General features: G+C 68.1%; 16 protein-coding genes and 1 pseudogene. 10 read left to right on the top strand and 7 right to left on the bottom strand.

Annotated features, from left to right (window positions below; all coding sequences use genetic code 11):
- The first annotated feature begins 139 nt into the window (after positions 1–139).
- The gene (locus BLS42_RS19880; RefSeq protein WP_143019134.1) at positions 140–382 is read left to right on the top strand and encodes a hypothetical protein; all 243 of its coding nucleotides are present in this window, start codon (positions 140–142) and stop codon (positions 380–382) included.
- A gap of 3 nt (positions 383–385) precedes the next feature.
- Positions 386–1,952 (top strand): annotated as a pseudogene (locus BLS42_RS20760) (DUF222 domain-containing protein).
- Between the two features lie 110 nt (positions 1,953–2,062).
- Here the strand turns inward: BLS42_RS20760 and BLS42_RS03840 are convergent.
- From BLS42_RS03840 to BLS42_RS03830, 3 genes are all read right to left on the bottom strand, one after another.
- The gene (locus tag BLS42_RS03840) at positions 2,063–4,612 is read right to left on the bottom strand and encodes an MMPL family transporter (protein WP_090576697.1); all 2,550 of its coding nucleotides are present in this window, start codon (positions 4,610–4,612) and stop codon (positions 2,063–2,065) included.
- A 1-nt stretch (position 4,613) separates the two neighbouring features.
- Positions 4,614–5,336, bottom strand: coding sequence for a TetR/AcrR family transcriptional regulator (locus tag BLS42_RS03835; protein ID WP_371129504.1), 723 nt, complete (start codon positions 5,334–5,336; stop codon positions 4,614–4,616).
- 66 nt (positions 5,337–5,402) lie between these two features.
- A complete protein-coding gene (locus BLS42_RS03830) occupies positions 5,403–5,837 on the bottom strand; it encodes a YbjQ family protein (protein WP_256336224.1) in 435 nt (144 codons plus the stop codon).
- A gap of 205 nt (positions 5,838–6,042) precedes the next feature.
- Between BLS42_RS03830 and BLS42_RS03825 the strand changes: the two genes are divergently transcribed.
- Positions 6,043–6,615 (top strand): Clp protease N-terminal domain-containing protein, encoded by a 573-nt coding sequence (locus BLS42_RS03825; protein WP_090576689.1) that lies wholly within the window; start codon positions 6,043–6,045, stop codon positions 6,613–6,615.
- An 88-nt stretch (positions 6,616–6,703) separates the two neighbouring features.
- On the opposite strand, the gene BLS42_RS03820 is transcribed toward BLS42_RS03825, so the two are convergent.
- The 4 genes from BLS42_RS03820 to BLS42_RS03805 form a co-directional block, all read right to left on the bottom strand.
- Positions 6,704–8,146: a dicarboxylate/amino acid:cation symporter gene (locus tag BLS42_RS03820; protein WP_090576686.1), complete on the bottom strand. Its 1,443-nt coding sequence runs from the start codon at positions 8,144–8,146 to the stop codon at positions 6,704–6,706.
- Between the two features lie 220 nt (positions 8,147–8,366).
- The gene (locus tag BLS42_RS03815; protein WP_371129503.1) at positions 8,367–10,067 is read right to left on the bottom strand and encodes a DUF885 domain-containing protein; all 1,701 of its coding nucleotides are present in this window, start codon (positions 10,065–10,067) and stop codon (positions 8,367–8,369) included.
- Between the two features lie 93 nt (positions 10,068–10,160).
- Positions 10,161–10,400 carry an acyl-CoA carboxylase subunit epsilon gene (locus tag BLS42_RS03810; RefSeq protein WP_176803149.1) on the bottom strand — a complete coding sequence of 80 codons (240 nt, stop codon included), beginning with the start codon at positions 10,398–10,400 and terminating at the stop codon, positions 10,161–10,163.
- A gap of 50 nt (positions 10,401–10,450) precedes the next feature.
- Positions 10,451–12,034, bottom strand: a complete 1,584-nt coding sequence (locus tag BLS42_RS03805) for an acyl-CoA carboxylase subunit beta (protein ID WP_090576681.1) — start codon at positions 12,032–12,034, stop codon at positions 10,451–10,453.
- Between the two features lie 204 nt (positions 12,035–12,238).
- On the opposite strand from BLS42_RS03805, the gene BLS42_RS03800 reads away from it, so the two are divergent.
- The 7 genes from BLS42_RS03800 to BLS42_RS03770 all read left to right on the top strand — a co-directional run bounded on the left by BLS42_RS03800 (position 12,239) and on the right by BLS42_RS03770 (position 20,211).
- Positions 12,239–13,129 carry an SDR family oxidoreductase gene (locus BLS42_RS03800; RefSeq protein ID WP_090576678.1) on the top strand — a complete coding sequence of 297 codons (891 nt, stop codon included), beginning with the start codon at positions 12,239–12,241 and terminating at the stop codon, positions 13,127–13,129.
- A 186-nt stretch (positions 13,130–13,315) separates the two neighbouring features.
- A complete protein-coding gene (locus tag BLS42_RS03795) occupies positions 13,316–14,248 on the top strand; it encodes a biotin--[acetyl-CoA-carboxylase] ligase (RefSeq protein ID WP_090576675.1) in 933 nt (310 codons plus the stop codon).
- Positions 14,241–14,840 carry a PH domain-containing protein gene (locus BLS42_RS03790; protein ID WP_090576672.1) on the top strand — a complete coding sequence of 200 codons (600 nt, stop codon included), beginning with the start codon at positions 14,241–14,243 and terminating at the stop codon, positions 14,838–14,840. Before BLS42_RS03795 ends, BLS42_RS03790 begins: the two co-directional genes overlap by 8 nt.
- Positions 14,830–16,107 carry an adenylate/guanylate cyclase domain-containing protein gene (locus BLS42_RS03785; protein ID WP_090576670.1) on the top strand — a complete coding sequence of 426 codons (1,278 nt, stop codon included), beginning with the start codon at positions 14,830–14,832 and terminating at the stop codon, positions 16,105–16,107. The genes BLS42_RS03790 and BLS42_RS03785 overlap by 11 nt, the downstream gene beginning before the upstream one ends.
- A 160-nt stretch (positions 16,108–16,267) precedes the next feature.
- On the top strand, positions 16,268–17,056 hold the full coding sequence (locus tag BLS42_RS03780; RefSeq protein WP_090576667.1) for a PP2C family protein-serine/threonine phosphatase: 789 nt from the start codon (positions 16,268–16,270) through the stop codon (positions 17,054–17,056).
- Between the two features lie 60 nt (positions 17,057–17,116).
- Positions 17,117–19,372 (top strand): NAD-dependent DNA ligase LigA, encoded by a 2,256-nt coding sequence (ligA, locus tag BLS42_RS03775; protein ID WP_090576665.1) that lies wholly within the window; start codon positions 17,117–17,119, stop codon positions 19,370–19,372.
- Positions 19,369–20,211, top strand: a complete 843-nt coding sequence (locus BLS42_RS03770) for an inositol monophosphatase family protein (protein ID WP_090576662.1) — start codon at positions 19,369–19,371, stop codon at positions 20,209–20,211. The genes ligA and BLS42_RS03770 overlap by 4 nt, the downstream gene beginning before the upstream one ends.
- Positions 20,212–20,255 lie beyond the last annotated feature (44 nt).

The raw sequence follows: 20,255 nt of genomic DNA, 5'->3' as shown, positions 1-20,255 counted from the left end.
GGTTCCGACAGGACACGGCGACAGTTTAATCCGTCTTGCTGGGCGCGTTAGGGCTGCGGACCTGAGCAACCTAGGGGCGGTGATCGCGGACGTGACGCGAATATTCGCCACCTTCCGCCCGGTCGCGGACTGTGCCGGGATGCTTGATCAGATTCGGGAGTTGGAGGACGTGAAATCCGCCCTGGCCGACCTGCAGACCCGGATCGCCGTTGATGCGCGGCAGCGCCGCGGGCAGGCCGCTCCCGGGGACTTTGGCGCTGAAGACTTCGCTGCCGGCGACGCAGGTGCGGCCACGGATGCGACGGCCGCGCCCACGCCCGCCGGCTGCCCGTCCGTCCGCCCTGGTTCTCCGCTAATTGTCAGACCCCCAAGGGAGACTTGAACTATGGACGGCAATCAGGGGCCCGAAGTGGTTCCGGCAGGACACGGCGACGCTGGCCTCAGTCGCGCCGGGCGCGGTACGGCCGCGGGCCCGGGCAATCCAAGGACGGTAATCGCGGACGTGGCGCGAATGTTGGCCGCTGTCCCGCTGGCCACGGACTGCGCCGGGATGATTGACCAGCTCCGCGAGCTCGAGAACCTGAAATCCGCCGAATCCGCCCTGCAGGCCCGGATCGCCGTTACGTTCGACCTGCTCCAGCGCCGCGAGCAGGCCGCCGCAGGGGTCCCGGCGGAGCGGCTCGGTGCCGGGGTCGGCGCGCAGATCGCCTTGGCCCGGCGCGAATCCCCGGCCAAGGGCGGCCGGCTGCTGGGCCTGGCCAAGGCGCTCGTGACCGAAATGCCGCACACCCTCGCCGCCCTGCAGACCGGGCAGCTGAACGAATGGCGCGCCACCCTGCTCGTGCGCGAAACCGCCTGCCTGAGCGCGGCGGACCGGGCCGCCGTCGACGAGCACCTCGCCGCCGACACCGGGAAGTTCGCCGGGGTGGGCGACCGGCGGCTGGTGGCCGCGGCCCGGGCCGCTGCGTACCGGCGGGACCCGCGCACCGTCACGGAACGTGCCGCGCACGCCGCCAGCGAGCGGCACGTCAGCCTCCGCCCGGCCCCGGACACCATGTGCTACCTCACCGCATTTCTCCCGGTAGCCGCCGGCGTGGGCATGTACACCGCCCTGAGCCGGCACCCTCCGTGCCGCCGGGGACCCCCGCTCCCGGGGCCAGGCCATGGCGGATACCCTGGTCGAACGCAGCACCGGCACCCCGGCCGGGATCACCGGGGTCGAAATCCAGCTCATCATGACCGACCGCACGCTCTTCCAGGCCGACTCCGAACCGGCCCGGCTCCCCGGCTACGGCACGGTCCCCGCCGGCTGGGCCCGCACCCTCATCAACGGCACCAAGGCTAAAGACAGCACTTTCGGCGTCGGTTCGCCCGGACAAAGTGGTTCACAGGAACCCGGCAAGTCAACCGCCGGTCCCCCGAAACCCGGCAGTCCGCCAACACCCGGCGGCGCTGCAGGAAGCGCCGACCACTCTGCATTCGGCGTCTTTCTCCGCCGGCTCTACACCCACCCGGGCGCCGGTGAGCTCATCGGCATGGACTCCCGCGCCCGGCTCTTCCCGCCCGGGCACCGCCGCTTCATCCAGACCCGGGACGATACCTGCCGCACCCCCTACTGCGACGCTCCGATCCGCCATCTGGACCACATCATCGCCCACCACGCCGGCGGCCCGACCACCACCGACAACGGCGCCGGCCTCTGCGAAGCCTGCAACCAGACCAAGGAAACCCCCGGCTGGGCAGCCCGCCCGGTATCCGCAGGACCTGGGGCCAGCCGGCACACCATCGAACTCATCACCCCCACCGGCCACACCTACCACTCCACAGCACCACCCCTGCCCGGATCGACTACCGGCGAAGCGAGCGCGGAGTCCCGCCGCCAGCGCCGCGACGAGCGCCACCACGCGAAAAGGCTCAAGCAAGTACTGCCCGCAGGCTCATTGACGGCCTGAGCGGCGTTCGGACCGACAAGCCTGCCCGAGTTGCACGCACGATAAAGCCGCCCGCCGATCAGAATGATCAGCGGGCGGCTTTCGGGCAACTCATCGGCAGGCTGTGACTGTCAGCGCGCGCCGACCTCCTCCGGCTCCGGCTCGGCTTCGGGCTCGGCTGAGGTTGCTGAAGCCGCGGGCCGGAGCTTCGCGCCTTCAACATCCACGTCCGGCAGGATCCGGTTCAGCCAGCGGGGCAGCCACCACGCCTTGTTGCCAAGCAGGTACATCACGGCCGGGACGATCGTCATGCGGACCACAAATGCGTCCACCAGGACACCGAAGGCCATTGCGAAGCCCAGCGGCCGGACCATGTTCAGGTGCGAGAAGATGAAGCCGGAGAACACGCTGACCATGATGATGGCGGCGGCGGTGACCACGGACGCGGCATGGCTGAAACCGGTGCGGACTGCATGCTTGGCCGATTCCCCGTGCATGAATGACTCGCGCATGCCGGAGGTAATGAACACCTGATAGTCCATGGCCAGGCCGAACAGCACGCCGATCAGGATGATCGGCAGGAAGCTCAGCACTGCGCCCGGGTTTTCGACGCCGAACACGGGACCCAGCCAGCCCCACTGGTAGACCGCGACGACGGCCCCGAACGCGGCCGCCAGCGAGAGCAGGAAGCCGCCCGTGGCCAGCAGCGGCACCACGATCGAGCGGAACACGAGCAGCAGCAGGATCAGTGACAGACCGACGACGATGCCCAGGTACGGGGGCAGGGCGTCGCCGAGCTTCGTGGAGACGTCGACGTTGCCGGCAGTCTGGCCCGTGAGGCCGATGCTGACACCGGTGGAGTCCTTGATGCGGTCCTTTTCGGCGCGGAGCTCGGAGACCACCTTGACCGTGCTGGCGCTGGCGGGGCCCTCCTTGGGAATGACCTGGAACACCGCGGTGCGCCGGTCCTCGCTCAATGCCACGGGAACGGCGGCGGTGACGTTGGCCGTGCCGCGGAGGATGTCGGCGACGTCGAGCTGCTTTGCCGTGGCTTCGTCCTCGCTCAGGCCTGCGGGGAAGTCGCCCACCACCACGATCGGGCCCGTCATGCCTTCGCCGAAGCTGCGGCCGGTGACGTCGTAGGCCTTGAACGCCTGCGACTCAACGGGCTCGGACCCGCCGTCGGGCAGCGCGAGCCGCAACTGGCTGGCGGGCAGCGCCACGATGCCCAGCAGCAGGACGCCGGACAGCAGCGCCAGGATAGGGTGCCGGGTGACAAGGCCGCCCCAGCCGCGGGTGCTGCGGCGTTCGTCGCGGGCACGGTCCGCGCTCTCGTGCCCGGGCGCGGCATTGTGCTTCTCCGCCTTGGCCCAAACCCGGCGGGAGATGAGCCTCGGTCCGATCAGGGACAGCATGGCCGGGGTGAGGGTCAGGGCGACGACGACGGCGACTGCCACCGTTGCGGCGGCGGACAGGCCCATGACGGCCAGGAAGGGAAGACCCGGAATGACGAGGGCCGCGAGGGCGATGATGACCGTCAGGCCCGCGAACAGCACCGCGTTGCCGGAGGTGCCGGTGGCGAGGGCCACGGATTCCTCCCCATCCATGCCGGCCAGGAGTTGGCCACGGTGCCGGTTGACGATGAAGAGCGAGTAATCGATGCCGACGGCGAGGCCCAGCATGAGGGCCAGCATCGGGGAGATGGAACTCATGTCGATGGCGCCGCTGAGGGCGAAGGTGCCGCCGACGCCCACTGCCACACCGACCAGGGCCATCAGCAGGGGGAGCCCGGCGGCGATGAGGGTTCCCAGCATGATGATGAGCACGAGGGCCGCGATGGCGATGCCGAGGATCTCGGAGATGCCGAACAGCTGCGAGACGTCCTCGGTGATTTCCTTGCTGGCCAGGGCGGTCACGCCGGCAGACGAGACTTCGTGGGCGATGTCCTGGACCTGCTGGCGCACAGCGGGGGCCAGCCCGTTGATCGAGGTCTTGAACTGGACCTGCGCGATCGCTGCCGTGCCGTCCTCGGAAACGAACCGCATGCCCTGCGAGGCATCAAGTTGGCGCTTGCCGAGGGCAAGCTTGGCCGCGCCGGCCTCGAGTTCCTTGGTCCCGGCGTCGAGCTTTTCCTGGCCCGCGGCGAGGGCAGCCTTCTGCTGGCCGAGCTGGCCGTCGATGGCCTCGGCGGACATGCCTGCCGCGGTCATCTGCTGCTCTGCCGCAGCCAGCTGGGACTTGCCCGCCGCCAGCTGGGCGGCCGACGCGTCCAGCTGGGCCTTGCCTGCGGACGCCTTCTGCTCCCCGGCGGCAAGGTCCGCGACGGCCTTGTCCAGCTGGGCCTGGGTGGCGAACGGGTCCACGGTGCCCTGAACGTCGGGAAGGGCTTTCAGCTTGGCCAGGGCAGCCGAGACCGCGTCCTTGCCGGCCTGCGTGAACTGGCCGTCCTTCGACTCGAACACGATACCGGCCGAGCCGCCGGAGGCCTTGGGCAGCTCACGCTTAAGCTTGTCCGCCATCTGCTGGGTTTCAGTGCCGGGGATCTGGAAGTTATTGGACATCGTGCCGTGGAAGGCCGCTGCGGCGCCGCCGACGGCCACCAGGACGGCGAGCCAGAGGGAGATGACGAGCCAGCGGTGGCGGTAGCAGAACTTGCCGAGACGATAGAGCAATAGGGCCATGTCAGTGCCGATCTGGGGAAGGAGTGGCGGGGGAGTGGGAAGCGAATCCGGAGCCGAGCAGGCTCATGGAATCGATGAGGAGCTGGCGCAGGATGGACAGGGAAGCCGGGCTGAGGTCGCCGCCGCACCGGGCGAACCAAACATCCATGGCGGCCTTTCCGCAGGAGATGATCGAGCCCGCGAGGGCGCGGAGGTACAGTTCGTCGACCTCGGCGCCGGGGCCCTGGGCGAAGCGCTCACGGGCGGCGTCGATGATCTCAACGGTGCAGTGGTCCCAGGCTTCCAGTTCGGAACGGCTGAGCATGGGGTTCGCCTGGCCCATGCTGTACAGCTCGGCCATGGGAGCCACTGTCATCGGGTCGGCGAGTTCAACCAGGGCCGCCCGCGCAGATTCCAGGATGGGCTCGCCAGCCGCGCGGAGCCGGAACTGCTGGAGCGCCTTGTCCAGGAACCCGTGGGTCACCGAGGCAATGACCACTTCGGTGCTGGCGAAGTAGTTGAAAAATGTGCGGCGGGATATGCCGGCGGCCTCGGCAATGTCCTCCACCGTGAAGTTCCCGGGACCCCGCGTGCGGAGCAAGTCCATGGCGGCGTCGGTGATGGCCTGCCGGGTGGCCGCCTTATTTAATTCGCGACGGCTCAGTTCGCGGCGCGAGGTCGGTGCGGCGCCGGATCCGCCGGACGGCGCAGCCTGGGCGGCGGAAGGAGATGAAGATGAGGGCACGCGCTTACACTACGTGCATGTTTGCACTCTGCGCAAGTATTTTCAGAGTGTCCGGCAAGCCTGGAATCAGGGCTTGAGCTGGGCCACCGTCCCGCCGGAATTGGTCAGTCCGCCGGAATTGGCCGGGCCGCCCGAATTGGTCAGGTAGACCGACTGGCCCGTGGCTCCGGGCTCATCGTGAGAGAGGGGAATGGCAAAAACGGCCGTGCCGTAAGCGCAGATCTCCGTCCAGTTTTGTCCGATCGCTGACGTGTCGAAGCGCATGGCGATGATGGCGTTGGCGCCGCGCTGCTCGGCCTCGGCCACCATCCGGGCCATGACATCCTGCCGGCTGTCGTAGAGGGCCCGCGTCATTTCCAGCACCTCACCGCCACCCAGGGAACGGAAGCCGGCCATGACCTGGGCAGTGATGTCCCGGGAGCGGACGGTCAGGCCCATGACTTCGCCGAAGACGGCGTCGATCCGGTGGCCCGGAATGTCGTTCGATGTCACGATCAGCATGCCCAGAGCCTATCCACTTTTGCCGCCCGCGCGGCGGGTGCCATGCAGCAAAGTATCCCTGCCGGATTCACAGGAAAGTGAAAGCTGGGAAACAGCTATCTCTGGTGGGGCGGGTACAGACTGGAGGTGCTCGTGGAGCAGACTTTCCCGGAAGAACCATTAGCTTCAAGCGCCGTCAGCACTCGGCAGATCCAGGAGACAGCACATGTCACGCACCACTAAAATCGCGCTCGGCCTCGGGGCGGCGGCCGTGGCACTGGGCGCCGGGCTCGGAGTCGCCGGGATGGCCTCCGCCACCACGACGCCGAGCCCCACCCCGACCCCCAGTTCGAGTGCCCCCGGGAACACCCCCGCCGACGGCTACGGCATGCGCGGTGGACACCACGGCCACGGCCACGGCGGCGCGGCGTTCGGCGCCCGCGCCAAGGAACTCGCAGCCAAGCTGGGCGTCGACGAGGCCAAGGTCACCGACGCCCTCAAGGCCTTCCGCGAAGCCAACAAGCCGATCACCCCGCCGGCCACCCCGCCGGCCCCGGGACAGAAACCGGACCGTGCCGCGATGGAGAAGGCTCTGGCCGCTTCCCTGGCGAAATCGCTCGGCATCGATGAAGCCAAGGTCACCGCTGCCCTGGAGGAACTGCGCACCGCCGAGCAGGCCAAGCACGCCGCAGCACTGAAGCCGCGGCTGGACCAGGCCGTCAAGGACGGCACCCTCACCCAAGCAGAAGCGGACGCCGTGACCAAGGCCGCGGAAAAGGGTGTGATCGGTGGGCGTTAGGCCCCTGCGGATTCGGGCCAACGCCGGTTAAACCAGAGAAGTCCCCGGGGATTCCCGGGGACTTCTCTGGTGAACACTCGTTCAGTCGCTACGCCCTGGCGTCAGCCAGTTCGCGCTGTTCCCGTCCGGCCGCGGGAGCTGCGGCGGCGGAGGGGTCAACGGCCGACGTATCGACGTCGTCGTTGAACGGATCACCGGTCCGCGGCGCGTTGTACAGCGTTTCGTCCAGGATGCCCTGGCGCTTGGCCACGATGGCCGGGATCAGGGCCTGCCCGGCCACGTTGACGGCGGTGCGGCCCATGTCCAGGATCGGGTCGATGGCCAGCAGGAGTCCGACGCCGGCCAGCGGCAGCCCCAGCGTGGAGAGCGTCAGCGTCAGCATGACGACGGCGCCCGTGGTGCCGGCGGTCGCGGCCGAGCCGAGCACGGACACCAGCGCGATCAGCAGGTACTGGGTGAAGTCGAGCTGGATGCCGAAGAACTGGGCCACGAAGATCGCCGCCACGGCCGGGTAGATCGCCGCGCAGCCGTCCATCTTGGTGGTCGCGCCGAGCGGCACCGCGAAGGAGGCATAGGCGCGGGGGACACCGAGGCTGCGTTCGGTCACGCGCTGGGTCAGCGGCAGCGTGCCGATCGAGGAGCGGGAGACGAAGGCCAGCTGCACGGCCGGCCACACGCCGGAGAAGTACTGCTTGATAGACAGTCCGTGGCTGCGGATCAGGACGGGGTAGACCACGAACAGCACGAGCGCCAGGCCAATGTAGATCGCCACGGTGAACTTGCCGAGCGAGCCAATGGTGTCCCAGCCGTAGACGGCCACGGCGTTGCCGATCAGGCCGACCGTGCCAAGCGGTGCGATCCGGATGATCCACCAGAGGACCTTCTGGATGACGGCGAGGGCGGACGCGTTCAGGGCCAGGAACGGCTCGGCGGCCTTGCCCACTTTGAGTGCGGCGATGCCGACGGCGATCGCGATCACCAGGATCTGGAGGACGTTGAAGCTCACGGCTGTGGTGGCGACGCCGTCGGTGACGGTGGTGGTCGCGCCGAGGCCCAGGAAGTTCTTCGGGAACAGCCCGGTCAGGAAGGCCCACCAGTCACCGGACTTGCCGGCGTACTTGGCCTCCTGGTTGATGCCGGTGCCTGCGCCGGGCTGCAGCAGCACGCCCAGGCCGATGCCGATCAGCACGGCGATCAGCGAGGTGATCGCGAACCAGAGCAGCGTGTTCCAGGCCAGCCGGGCGGCGTTGGAAACGGCGCGCAGGTTGGAGATTGAGCTGACGACGGCGGTGAAGATCAGGGGGACCACGGCGGTCTGCAGCAGCGAGACGTAGCTCGAGCCGATGGTCTGCAGCGTGGTGCCGAGGGCGTTGGGGTTTGCCTTGGTGCTGCCGGTGTACTTGGCCAGCAGGCCAAGGCCCAGGCCGACGATCAGGGCGGCGATGATCTGGAAGCCGAACGAGCCAGCCCATTTGGGCAGCTGGAACCCGGTCTTTCCAGCAGGTGCGGGGGTGCTTGTCTGAGTGGTCACCGGAACACGCTAGGACCGTTACAAATAGCATGACCAACGGATGTTGAGAAATGTTACGCCGCGGTAATTTTGCCGCTACAGCCCGATCCCGGGAATTCCGCCGGAAGACTGCCCGATTGTGAAGTTATTCCCAGGCGGCATGTGGCGATTGTCTCTCGGCGAGACCCGGGAGCAGACATCCGGCAGTGTGCTGAAGGGATGTCTGCTCCCGGGAACGCAACTACCCGAGCAGCGCGCGCTTGAGGGTGTCCAGGCCAACCGATCCGATGTTCAGGGCCTTGGTGTGGAACGCCTTGAGGTCGAAGCCGGGGCGGGATTCCAGCTCTTCGCGGATCTGCTCCCAGAGCCGCTGGCCCACTTTGTAGGACGGGGCCTGGCCCGGCCAGCCCAGGTAGCGGGTGAACTCGAACTTCAGCTGCCCCTCGCTGATCGGCAGGTTGGCGCGGAGGAAGTCAAAGCCCTTCTCCGATGTCCAGATGCCGCTGCCCCAGCGCTCCGGGACCTCAAGCTCCAGGTGCACACCGATGTCGAACACCACGCGGGCCGCACGCATGCGCTGCATGTCCAGCATGCCCATGTGGTCGCCCGGATCGTTGAGGTAGCCGAGCTCCTGCATGAGCCGCTCCGCATAGAGCGCCCAGCCTTCGCCGTGGCCCGAGGTCCAGCACACGCTGCGGCGCCACTTGTTCAGCAGCTCGCGGCGGTAGGTGGCGGTGGCGACCTGGAGGTGGTGGCCGGGTACTCCCTCGTGATACACGGTGGTGGTTTCGGCCCAGGTGGTGAAGGTGTCCTCGCCGGCCGGCACGGACCACCACATCCGGCCGGGGCGGCTGAAGTCCTCCGAGGGGCCCGTGTAGTAGATGCCGCCTTCATCGGTGGGCGCGATCCGGCACTCCAGCGTTTTCATGACGTCCGGGATCTCGAAGTGGACGCCGGCGAGCTCCGCGACGGCTTTGTCGGAGAGTTCCTGCATCCAGGCCTGGAGCGCGTCGGTGCCTTTGAGCTGGCGTGCGGGATCGTTGTTCAGGATCTCCTTGGCTTCCTCGACCGTGGCGCCGGGCCGGATTTCGCCGGCCACGCGTTCCTGCTCGGCGATGAGGCGGTCGAGCTCCTGGACGCCCCACGCGTAGGTCTCCCCCAGGTCCACGGTGGCGCCGAGGAAGTCGCGGGAGGCCAGGGCGTAGCGGCTGCGGCCCACGGCGTCCTTGGCCGGGGCGACGGGCAGCAGTTCAGACTCGAGGAAACCCGCGAGCCGGGAGTACGCCACCCGGGCGGCTGCCGTGCCGGCGTCGAGCTTCGACTGCAGTTCCGCCGGGAGCGGGCCGTCCGCGGTCTTGGCGCCGGCGGCAAGCTTCGCGAAGAATCCGTCTTCCGCGGCGTGCTTGGTGGCCTGCTCGATCACGATCGACACCTGGCGGGCCGCGGCCACCTTGCCGTCCTGCATCGCCGAACGCAGCGACTCGATATAGCCGTCGATTGCGGCGGGGACGTTGTGGGCCCGGCCCGCGATGTGCTCCCACTGCCCGGCGGTGTCCGTCGGCATGAGGTCAAAGATCGCGCGGATGTTCTGGGATGGGGACGCGATGTTGTTCAGATCGGCGGTGTCCCAGCCCGATTCATGGATTTCCAGGTGCAAGCCCAGCCGCTCACGCATGGCGTCGAGCGTGACGGCGTCGACGTCGTCAACGGGCTCCAACCCGTCCAGCGCTGCGAGTGCCTCGCGCGCGGCGGCCGCGAGTTCCTCGTGGCCGGAGGGGGAGAAGTCCGCGTACTCGGTCTCGTGCCCGGGCAGGCCGAGCTCGGTGGCAAAGCTCGGGTTGAGCCGGATAAGGGTGTCCGTATAGGCGTCGGCAACGGCGTCAATGGCCGTCTGCTGGCGCGCGGGGGCAGTGTTGTCTGAGGCGATGATTTCGGTAGTCACCCGACGAGACTAGCCCGGGCGCGGTGGTTATGAAAGAGTTACTGAACTTTTTCCGGGGGCGGGTTCAGAGTCAGGCCGCCCAGCCGAGGACTCTCAGCCGAGGCTGCGGCGCCAGGCTTCCGGACCGGGCCTGGGTGCCAGCCGAAGCTGCTGCCGGCGGACCCAGTGCCGGACGCCGGGGGTTTCCGGTGCAGCCTGCTGGGCCTGCCCCAGGGACAGCACGACGGCGGTCAGCGCCGCCAACTCTTCCGGCGTCGGCTCGCCCTTCACGACAGCCAGCAGAGGTGCGTCCGGAGTCTCGACAGGGCCAACTAGCGGATCGCTTGGGCCCACGCCCGCAGGGATCCCTGGCCGAGCTTGCGAGGTTAGCGGATCGGCCGGGGTCACAGCGGGATGTTCCCGTGCTTCTTGGCGGGCAGGGCGGCCCGCTTGTCCCGGAGGGCGCGCAGGCCCTTGATGATCTGCACCCGGGTTTCGGACGGTGCGACGACGGCGTCCACGTAGCCCAGCTGGGCGGCCTGGTAGGGGTTGAGCAGCTCTTCCTCGTACTGGCGGATCACCTCGGCGCGCTTGGCCTCAACGTCGCCGCCGTTCTCTGCCACCGCGGCGAGTTCGCGGCGGTACAGGATGTTCACTGCGCCCTGGGCGCCCATGACGCCGATCTGGGCGGTGGGCCAGGCCAGGTTGAGGTCCGCGCCGAGCTTCTTGGAGCCCATCACTATGTAGGCCCCGCCGTAGGCCTTGCGGGTGATCACGGTCAGCTTGGGCACGGTGGCCTCGGCGTAGGCGTAGAGCAGCTTCGCGCCGCGGCGGATGATGCCCTGGAACTCCTGGTCCTTGCCGGGCAGGAAGCCCGGGACATCCACGAGCGTGATGATGGGGATGTTGAAGGCGTCGCAGTGCCGGACGAAGCGGGCGGCCTTCTCCGATGCCGCGATGTCCAGGGTGCCGGCGAACTGCATGGGCTGGTTGGCCACGATGCCCACCGTGTGGCCCTCTACCCGGCCATAGCCGATGATCACGTTCGGGGCGTAGAGGGACTGCATCTCCAGGAAGTGCGCGTCATCGACAATCTGCTCGATGACCTTGCGCATGTCGTACGGCTGGTTGGCCGAGTCCGGGATCAGCGCGTCCAGGGCGAGGTCGTCGTCGTCGACCTCCAGCTCCTGCTGGTGCTCCAGCACCGGAGCCTCGGCGAGGTTGTTGGAGGGCAGGAAATCGAGCAGTTCGCGGACGAACTCGACAGCGTCGGCCTCGTCGGAGGCCAGGTACGTCGAGGTGCCCGTGTTGGCGTTGTGCTGGCGGGCACCCCCGAGGGTTTCCATGTCCACGTCTTCGCCGGTGACGGTCTTGATGACATCCGGGCCAGTGATGAACATGTGGGAGGTCTTGTCCACCATGACCACATAGTCGGTCAGGGCGGGGGAGTACGCCGCGCCGCCGGCGGAGGGGCCCATGATGAGGGAGATCTGCGGGACGACGCCGGAGGCGTGGACGTTGTTGCGGAAGATGTCCGCAAACATCGCCAGGGAGGCGACGCCCTCCTGGATGCGGGCACCACCGCCGTCCAGGATGCCGACCACGGGGCAGCCGTTGCGCAGCGCGAATTCCTGGACCTTGACGATCTTTTCGCCGTTGACCTGGCTCAGCGAGCCGCCGTAGACGGAGAAGTCCTGGCTGTAGACCGCGACCGGGCGGCCGTCCACCGTGCCGTAGCCGGAGACGAGCCCGTCGCCCAGCGGCTTCTTCTTCTCCATGCCGAACGCGGTGGAGCGGTGCACGGCCAGAGCGTCGAATTCGACGAAGGAGCCGGCGTCCAGCAGCAGGTCGATGCGCTCGCGGGCGGTGTTCTTGCCGCGCGCGTGCTGCTTGGCAATCGCTTCCGGACCGGAGGGCTGCTCGGCACTGGCCTGGCGGTCGCGGAAATCTGCAATCTTTCCCGCAGTCGTGGTCAGATCGTGGCTCATCAAGTGTCTCCGGCTCTGTCGCTAAGTTATACGGCGCCCGTCCCGCGGGGTCCTTTGGCTGGAATCCACAAAAGCAGGGCTCTGCTGGCAAGTCTAGTGACGGTATTGGCAGGCGCCGCTGTAGGGAACCTACAATTTTCCCGCCGCGAAGCTCCCGCACCACCTTGTTACCCGCCAGTAACATAGGTCCGCTAGAGTGTGGGCATGACTTCAAGCAATGACGCTTCGGGCACCGCTGCAGGGCCGTACCAGGCCGCCGGTTCCCTTCAGGGCCGCACTGTCCTCATCTCCGGGGGCAGCCGCGGCATTGGCCTGGCGATCGCGCTCCGCGCAGCCCGGGACGGCGCCAACATCGTCCTGATGGCCAAGACCGGCCAGCCGCACGCCAGGCTCGAGGGCACCGTGTATACCGCCGCCGAACAGATCGAGGCCGCCGGCGGCCAGGCGTTGCCGCTGGTCGGCGACGTGCGCAACGACGCCGACGTCGCCGGCGCTGTCGGCGCCGCCGTGGACCGCTTTGGCGGGATCGACGTCGTGATTAACAATGCCTCGGCGATCGACCTCTCCACGACCGACGACGTGGACATGAAGCGCTACGACCTCATGCAGGACATCAACGTCCGTGGCACCTTCCTGCTCTCGAAGATGGCGCTGCCGGCGCTGCGGGCGTCCGAGGCCGGGCACATCCTCACGCTCTCCCCGCCCCTGAACCTTGACCCCAAGTGGGCCGGCCTGCACCTGGCCTACACCATGGCCAAGTACGGAATGAGCCTGACCACGCTGGGACTGGCCGAGGAGCTCAAGGCAGACGGCGTCAGTGTGAACTCGCTCTGGCCATGTACCTTGATCGACACCGCGGCGATCCGCAACATGCCCGGCGGCGACATGATCGTCAAGGGCGCCCGCAGCCCTGAAATTATGGCCGACGCCGCCCACGCCGTGCTGACCGGCAGCACTGCGGTCCGCGCGCACGGCAACCGGAGCGGAAACTTCTACACGGATGAAGAAGTTCTCGCGGCGGCAGGGGTGACGGACTTCAGCCCGTACAGCCTCGGCGCGCCCGAGGACCAGCTGGTCCCGGACATCTTCCTCTGAACTTGCTGAGTGTTTTCGGCCGCCCGCCCTGCGGAAATTCCCCTCGTTTGAGGAGCGGGTGCCGAAAATACCCGGCGTGTCCGGCCGACCCGCCGCATATGCCGGCCGAAGGTGGGGAGTTTCCGCGGAGGTATCTGAGTCAACAGGGCGGGAGCCTCGGTGTGCTTTCCTCGGTAGGATTCAAGCATGGAAGCCGTGCAGGAAACCCCGGACCGTCCGCCGCTGGACCTGAGTGCCCTCAGCGATGAGGCGTTTCTGTCCGCCAACGGAATTCCGCGCCTGACGGTGGTCGAGTCCACCGGCTCCACGAATGCCGACCTCCTCCGCGGTGTGACCGAGGATCCCGGCGCCTGGCCGGATCTGTCGGTGCTGACCGCCGAGTATCAAAGCGCCGCACGCGGCCGGCTGGACCGCCGGTGGGAGGCGCCGGCCCGCAGCTCCGTCTCCGTCTCGCTCGTGCTCCGGCCGGTCAACGCGGCCGGCCGGCCGCTGCCGACCCACAGCTTCTCTTGGCTCTCCCTCCTGGCCGCCCTCGCCCTGCGTGAGACCCTGACGGAAACGGCTGGCCTTCCGGCGGAACTCAAATGGCCCAACGACGTCCTGGTGCGGGGCCGGAAGATCGCAGGCATCCTGGCCCAGCTTGGTCCGCTCGGCGGCGCCGGCACGCCGCCCGTCATTCTCGGCACCGGCCTGAACGTCACGCTGACCGAGCCCGAACTCCCGGTCCCCACCGCCACGTCCGTCTTGCTGGAGAACGCGGATACCGTGGACCGGACGGAACTCCTGAAGAGCTATCTGTCCCGCTTCGCCACCCTCTACCGGAGTTTCTGCAACGCCGACGGCGACCCCACCGCCGGCATGGCCGGCGGCCCGTCGCTGCACAAGAGGGTCGAACACCTGCTGTCGACCCTCGGCAAGCAGGTCCGTGCCCAGCTCCCCGGCGACCACGAGATCATCGGCCACGCCACGCGTCTGGACGAATATGGTTCGCTCCTGGTGGTCGACGCCGCGGGGCATGAACATGTGGTGACCGCCGGCGACGTCGTGCACTTGAGGCCGTGGAACCCGGCCGGGACCGGCGCCCAGGGCGACGGCCGAGCAGAAAGCGGTTATGCGTAGAGTGCTCCAGCCGGGAGAGCAAGTGATTGTGGTGACCCGGCCCCAGCCCAGGATGCTCATTGTCCCGGCGCTGATCTTCATTGTTGTTCCGGCGTTGGCAGCCTACGCCTGCGCCTGGGTTCTCAAGGGCGGCCCGGCGCGGCTCATGCCCCTCATCCCGAAGGAATGGACGCCCTGGCTGGTCGCGGTCTGCCTGGCGTTGGCGGCCTGGGTGCTGCTGGCCTATTGCCTCCCGCGGGTCATTGCATGGCACGCCACCCGCTACATCCTGACCAGCCAGCGCTTAGTTACCCGATACGGCATGTTACGGCGGCGCGATGAACAGGTTACTCTCGCCGCGGTCCGCCATGTGGCCATTGAGCAATCGTTGTTGCAGCGCCTATTGCGCTCCGGGAATATATCCTTGGAGACCGGGTACCCCGCTGGAATGGTGGTTCCCGATGTCCCGGAGGTCGCGACATTCCGTAACTTCATGCTGGATGCCATCGGCGAACTGCCCCAGGGCGAGGTGTTCGGGGCCGATGGCATGACCGACAACCCAGGCGAGGCCCGGCCGTGGGAGACGAGAGAAGGTGGAAGAGATGAACGCTGAGAACGTCCACCAGGACATCGACCTCGCTGCCCCGGATTTGCCCCGGGAACCCGAGGACGTCGCCGGCCCGGCTGCTGCCGACAGCGACACCGGGACCGCCTTCGACACGGAAGCCGGTGCGCCCATCGAGGCGGCCGCCGAATTCGAACCAGGATTCGAACCCGGTTTCGAACCCGCCGAACCCCAATCCGAACCCGAACCTGCCGCCCCGCCAACTGGAACGATGTCCGCCGAACGGCTCGCCGCCAAGGCCCTCGAAGCCCGGCTGCTGGGCGGTGAACGCAAGCTCAGGCGCCGTGAAGTCGCCGCCGGCGCCGGACTCTCGCTGCTCTCTGCCCGGAAACTCTGGCGCGCCCTCGGCTTTCCCAACCTCGGGGACGAGGATGTCGCCTTCACCGAGCGCGACCAGTCCGCCCTGTCCACCATCGTGGACCTGGTGCGTGACGGCAAGCTCACCGAGGAAGCCGCCATCTCCATCACCCGGGCCATCGGCCAGATGACCGACCGGATGGTGGTGTGGCAGATCGAGGCCCTGGTGGAGGACATGGTCCAGGAACAGGGGGTGCCGGACTCCGTCGCGCGGAAGCGGCTCGTCAGCGAACTGCCGAACCTCATTGACGCCCTCGAGGAAATGCTCGTCTATTCCTGGCGCCGGCAGCTCAACGCCGGCGTCCAGCGCCTGGCCGTCCGGGCCGAGGCCGGACTGCAGTCCAGCGAAGAGGGCCGCGAAGGCGACGAGGACGATTCGCCACTGCCGTTGGCCCGGGCCGTCGGCTTCGCCGACCTCGTGTCCTACACCAGCCTGTCCCGCCGGATGAACGAAAAAACCCTCGCCCAGCTGGTGCAGCGCTTCGAGAACAAATGCGCCGAAATCATCTCCGTCGGCGGCGGCCGGCTGGTCAAGACCGTCGGCGACGAAGTCCTCTACATTGCCGAGACCCCCGCGGCCGGCGCCGAAATCTCCCTGGCCCTGTCCCGCGCCTTCACCGAGGACGAGATCCTGCCACAGGCCCGCGTGGCCATGGTCTGGGGCCGCATCCTCTCCCGCCTCGGCGACATCTACGGACCCACCGTCAACCTCGCCGCCCGCCTGACAGCCCTCGCCGACCCCGGAACCGTGCTGGTGGATTCGATGACCGCGGCCGCGCTGGAGCAGGACGAACGCTTCGTCCTGATGCCCCGCCCGGCCGAGGACGTCCGCGGGTTCGGTGAAATCCACCCGGTACAGCTACAGCCCGGCAGCGGCCGGGGTCTGATCCTGGACTAAGCGGCAGATCAGGATAAGCCCGGCGGTAGCCCGTGGCGGGCTTCTCAGTGCGCGGCGCATATGCAATAGTCGGACCGGCAGTTGCGATCCGGCTGGGTTTGTGACCGCCGTGAACCCTCGCGCACCACTGCAGCCGCGCACCACTTTATTGAGGACCGCCATGAACCAATCGCCAGACGCCCCCCTCCCGCCGTCGGACGGGAAACGGGGACCGCGCCTGCGCTGCGGGTACGGCACGGACCGGGGACTGCGCCGCGAGGCGAACGAGGATTCCTTCATTGCTGCCGACCCCGTCTTCGCCGTGGCGGACGGCATGGGCGGGCATGAGGCGGGCGAAGTTGCCAGCGGCATCTGCGTGCGCACCCTGGCCGAGCTGCCACAGTTCAAGACCGGCAGCCGGGACGCGACGGCGGACATCCTCCAGGAGTACCTGCTGATGGCTGACGCCGGCATCCGTCACGCCACCGGATCCCGCGCCGGAACCACACTGTCCGGCGTCGTGGTGGTGGAACAGCTGGACGTTCCGTACTGGCTTGTCCTCAACATCGGTGATTCACGCACTTACCGCTACAGCCACGGCCAGCTCGCCCAGATCAGCGTGGACCATTCCGAGGTGCAGGAGCTCCTCGATACCGGCCAGATCACCGAAGCCGAGGCCGCCGTGTATCCGCGCAGGCACGTTGTGACGAGGGCCCTGGGAACGGGAGACGACTCCGATGCCGATTACTGGCTGCTTCCCCTTGAGGACGGCGACAGGATCCTGGTCTGCTCCGACGGTCTCAACGGGGAACTGGGCGATGAGCAGATTGCCGGCATCCTTGCGGCCGAGGCAGACCCCCAGGCGGCCGTTGACGAACTGATCCAGGCGGCGTTGCGCAGTGGCGGCCGGGACAACATCACGGCGATCGTGGTCGACGCCCGGACTGCAAGCGAGGATGCGCCCGCCTGAGCGGCCCCGCGACCGGACCCTGGACCGGACAATGTCGTGGATCTAGGGCAGGATAGGTCTGTGAGCACAGGGAAGACCGCAGCAGAGACCGCAGCAGGGACTGAAATATCAGCCGAAGAAGCCCCCGGGCACGCCACGGATCCTCAACCTCCCGAGGGGGAGCAGGTCCCGTCGGGAGACATCCGCGCCGAGTACGAGAACCTTGTCGAAGAGGTCCGCAAACACCGCTTTGCGTACTACCAGGAGGACGCGCCGACCATCTCCGACGCCGAGTTCGACGAGCTCTACCGGCGGCTGGAAACGCTAGAAGCCATGCATCCGGAACTGGTGGCCAACGATTCGCCCACGCAGGAAGTCGGCGGCGAGGTGTCGGCGGCGTTTACCGCCGTCCAACACCTGCAGCGCATGTACAGCCTGGAGGATGTCTTCTCGCTCGAGGAGCTTGAGGCCTGGATGGTGAAGGCCGAGGCAGGCGTCGCCAAGCTCGGCAATGGTGGCAACCCGCCGTCGTGGCTCACCGAACTGAAGATCGACGGCCTGGCCGTCAACCTGCTCTACCGCGACGGGGCGCTGGTCCGGGCCGCCACCCGCGGCGACGGCACGACCGGCGAAGACATCACGCACAACGTCCTGACCATCAAGGAAATCCCGCAGCAGCTCAGCGGCACCGGTTTCCCGGCCGAGATGGAAGTCCGCGGCGAAGTCTTCATCCCGTCCCAGGCCTTCGCTGAATTCAACGAAGCCCTGATCGAGGCCGGCAAGGCGCCGCTGGCCAACCCGCGCAACGCTGCCGCAGGCTCGCTGCGGCAGAAGGACCCGGCCGAAACCGCCAAGCGTCCGCTGCGGATGTACGTCCACGGCATCGGCGCCCGCGAGGGACTCGAGCCTGCCAGCCAGTCGGACACCTACCGCAAGCTCGCCGAATGGGGACTGCCCACGAGCCCGTACTTCGAGGTCCTGTCCGGGCTGGCGGACGTGCTGGCGTTCATCAAACGCTACGGCGACAAGCGGCATAGCCTCACCCACGAGATCGACGGCATTGTGATCAAGGTGGACGACTTCGCAACACAGCGGGCCCTGGGCTACACCACCCGGGTGCCGCGCTGGGCAGTGGCCTACAAGTACCCGCCCGAAGAGGTCCACACCAAGCTGCTCGACATCGCCGTCAACGTCGGCCGCACCGGCCGGGTCACGCCGTACGGCGTGATGGAACCGGTCAAGGTTGCCGGCTCCACCGTGGAAATGGCCACCCTGCACAACCAGGAAGTGGTGATCGCCAAGGGTGTGAAGATCGGCGACATCGTGGTGTTGCGCAAGGCCGGGGACGTCATTCCGGAAATTGTGGGCCCCGTGCTGGCGCTGCGGGACCAGCAGGACCCGCCCGTTCGCGACTTCATCATGCCTACCGAATGCCCCGCCTGCGGCACGCCGTTGGCCCCCGGGAAGGAAGGGGACGTGGACATCCGCTGCCCCAACTCCCGGTCCTGCCCGGCTCAGCTGCGCGAACGTGTCTTCCACCTCGCCGGCCGCGGCGCCTTCGACATCGAGGCCCTCGGCTGGGAAGCCGCTATCGCACTGACCCAGCCCGCCGAGCCCGCCACGCCGCCGCTGACCACCGAGGCGACACTGTTCGACCTCACTCCGGAGCAGCTCGCTGACGTCCGCGTCCGCCGGGAGAAGCGCTCCAAGGGCGTGGGGACGGGGGAAGTCGAGCTGGTGCCCTACTTCTACACCAAGGCCACCACCAAGACCCCGTCCAAGCCCACGGCCACCACGGACAAGCTCTTCCGGGAACTGGAGAAGGCGAAGTCCCAGCCGCTGTGGCGGGTCCTCGTGGCCTTGTCCATCCGGCACGTCGGTCCGCGGGCCTCGCGCGCCCTCGCTACCGCGTTCGGCAGCATGGACGCGATCCGGGGGGCCTCCGAGGAGGAGCTCGCCAACGTCGACGGCGTGGGCCCGGTCATCGCCCAGGCGCTGACGGAATGGTTCACCGAGGACTGGCACCGCGACATCGTGGACCGCTGGGCGGCCGCCGGCGTCCGGATGGCGGACGAACGCGACGAATCCACGCCCAGGACCCTGGAAGGGCTGACCATCGTGGTGACCGGAAGCCTCGAGGGCTTCAGCCGCGATGAGGCCAAGGAAGCCATCCTGATCCGCGGCGGCAAGGCGGCCGGTTCGGTCTCGAAAAACACCAGCTACGTGGTGGCGGGCGAGAACGCCGGTACCAAACTGGACAAAGCCGAACAGCTTGGCCTCCCGGTCCTGGATGAGGACGGTTTCCGGGCGCTGCTGGCGAACGGGCCGGCCGAATGAGCGCCCACCCCGGCGTCCCTCCCGAGCCCGCGGCCGGCATTCCCGCGTTGCTGGAACTGGCCAAGTCCGCCGCGGCGGCGGGGGCCGCCGTCCTGGCCAGCCGTAACATCGCCGACCTGGATGTCAGCAACAAGGGCGACTCAGGAGACTGGGTGACGGCCTTCGACCTCGCCGCCGAAGCCGCCGTCCGGGAAGTCATCACCGCCGCCCGGCCCCGGGACATCATCACGGGGGAGGAGGGCGGCACCGTCCTGCCGGCGGAGCCCAGCGGCTACCGCTGGTCCATCGACCCGCTCGATGGCACCACCAATTTCATCCGCAACATCTTTTACTACGCCACTTCCGTGGCGGTGGCGGACGCCGACGGCGTCTGGCTGGCCGGCGTCGTCAGCGCCCCGGCGCTGGGGCGCACCTACTATGCGTCCCGCGGCGAGGGGGCCTGGCTCCAGGAAGAGGGCCGGCTGACCGCCCTCTTCGGCCCGGTCCCCGGACGGACCGGGCAGATCCTGGCCACCGGCTTCAGCTACGATTCCGACGTCCGGGCGGAACAGGCCACAGGCCTCGGCGGCCTGATGGACGGCTTCGCCGACATGCGTCGGCTCGGCTCGGCGGCGCTGGATTTGTGCCTGGTGGCGGACGGCACCCACGACGCCTACGGCGAGCGCGGGCTCAACGAACACGACTTCGCCGCCGGGGCCCTGATCGCCGAGGAGGCAGGCTGCTGGGTGCGGCGACCGCGGCTCACCAGCCCCCTGGCCGGAGGCCCCTCCGACGACGAGCGCCTGGCCGCCTGGACGTGCGCCGGGCCACTGGAACTCTCCGGCAAGTTCCCCCTCTAATAGTCGTTCCCAGGCCGGCCGCCGGCCTGGGTGATAGGCCATGG

The organism is Arthrobacter sp. ov407 (assembly GCF_900102895.1).
Taxonomy (GTDB): Bacteria; Actinomycetota; Actinomycetes; order Actinomycetales; family Micrococcaceae; genus Arthrobacter.
This window is presented reverse-complemented; position numbering and strand designations above follow the sequence as displayed.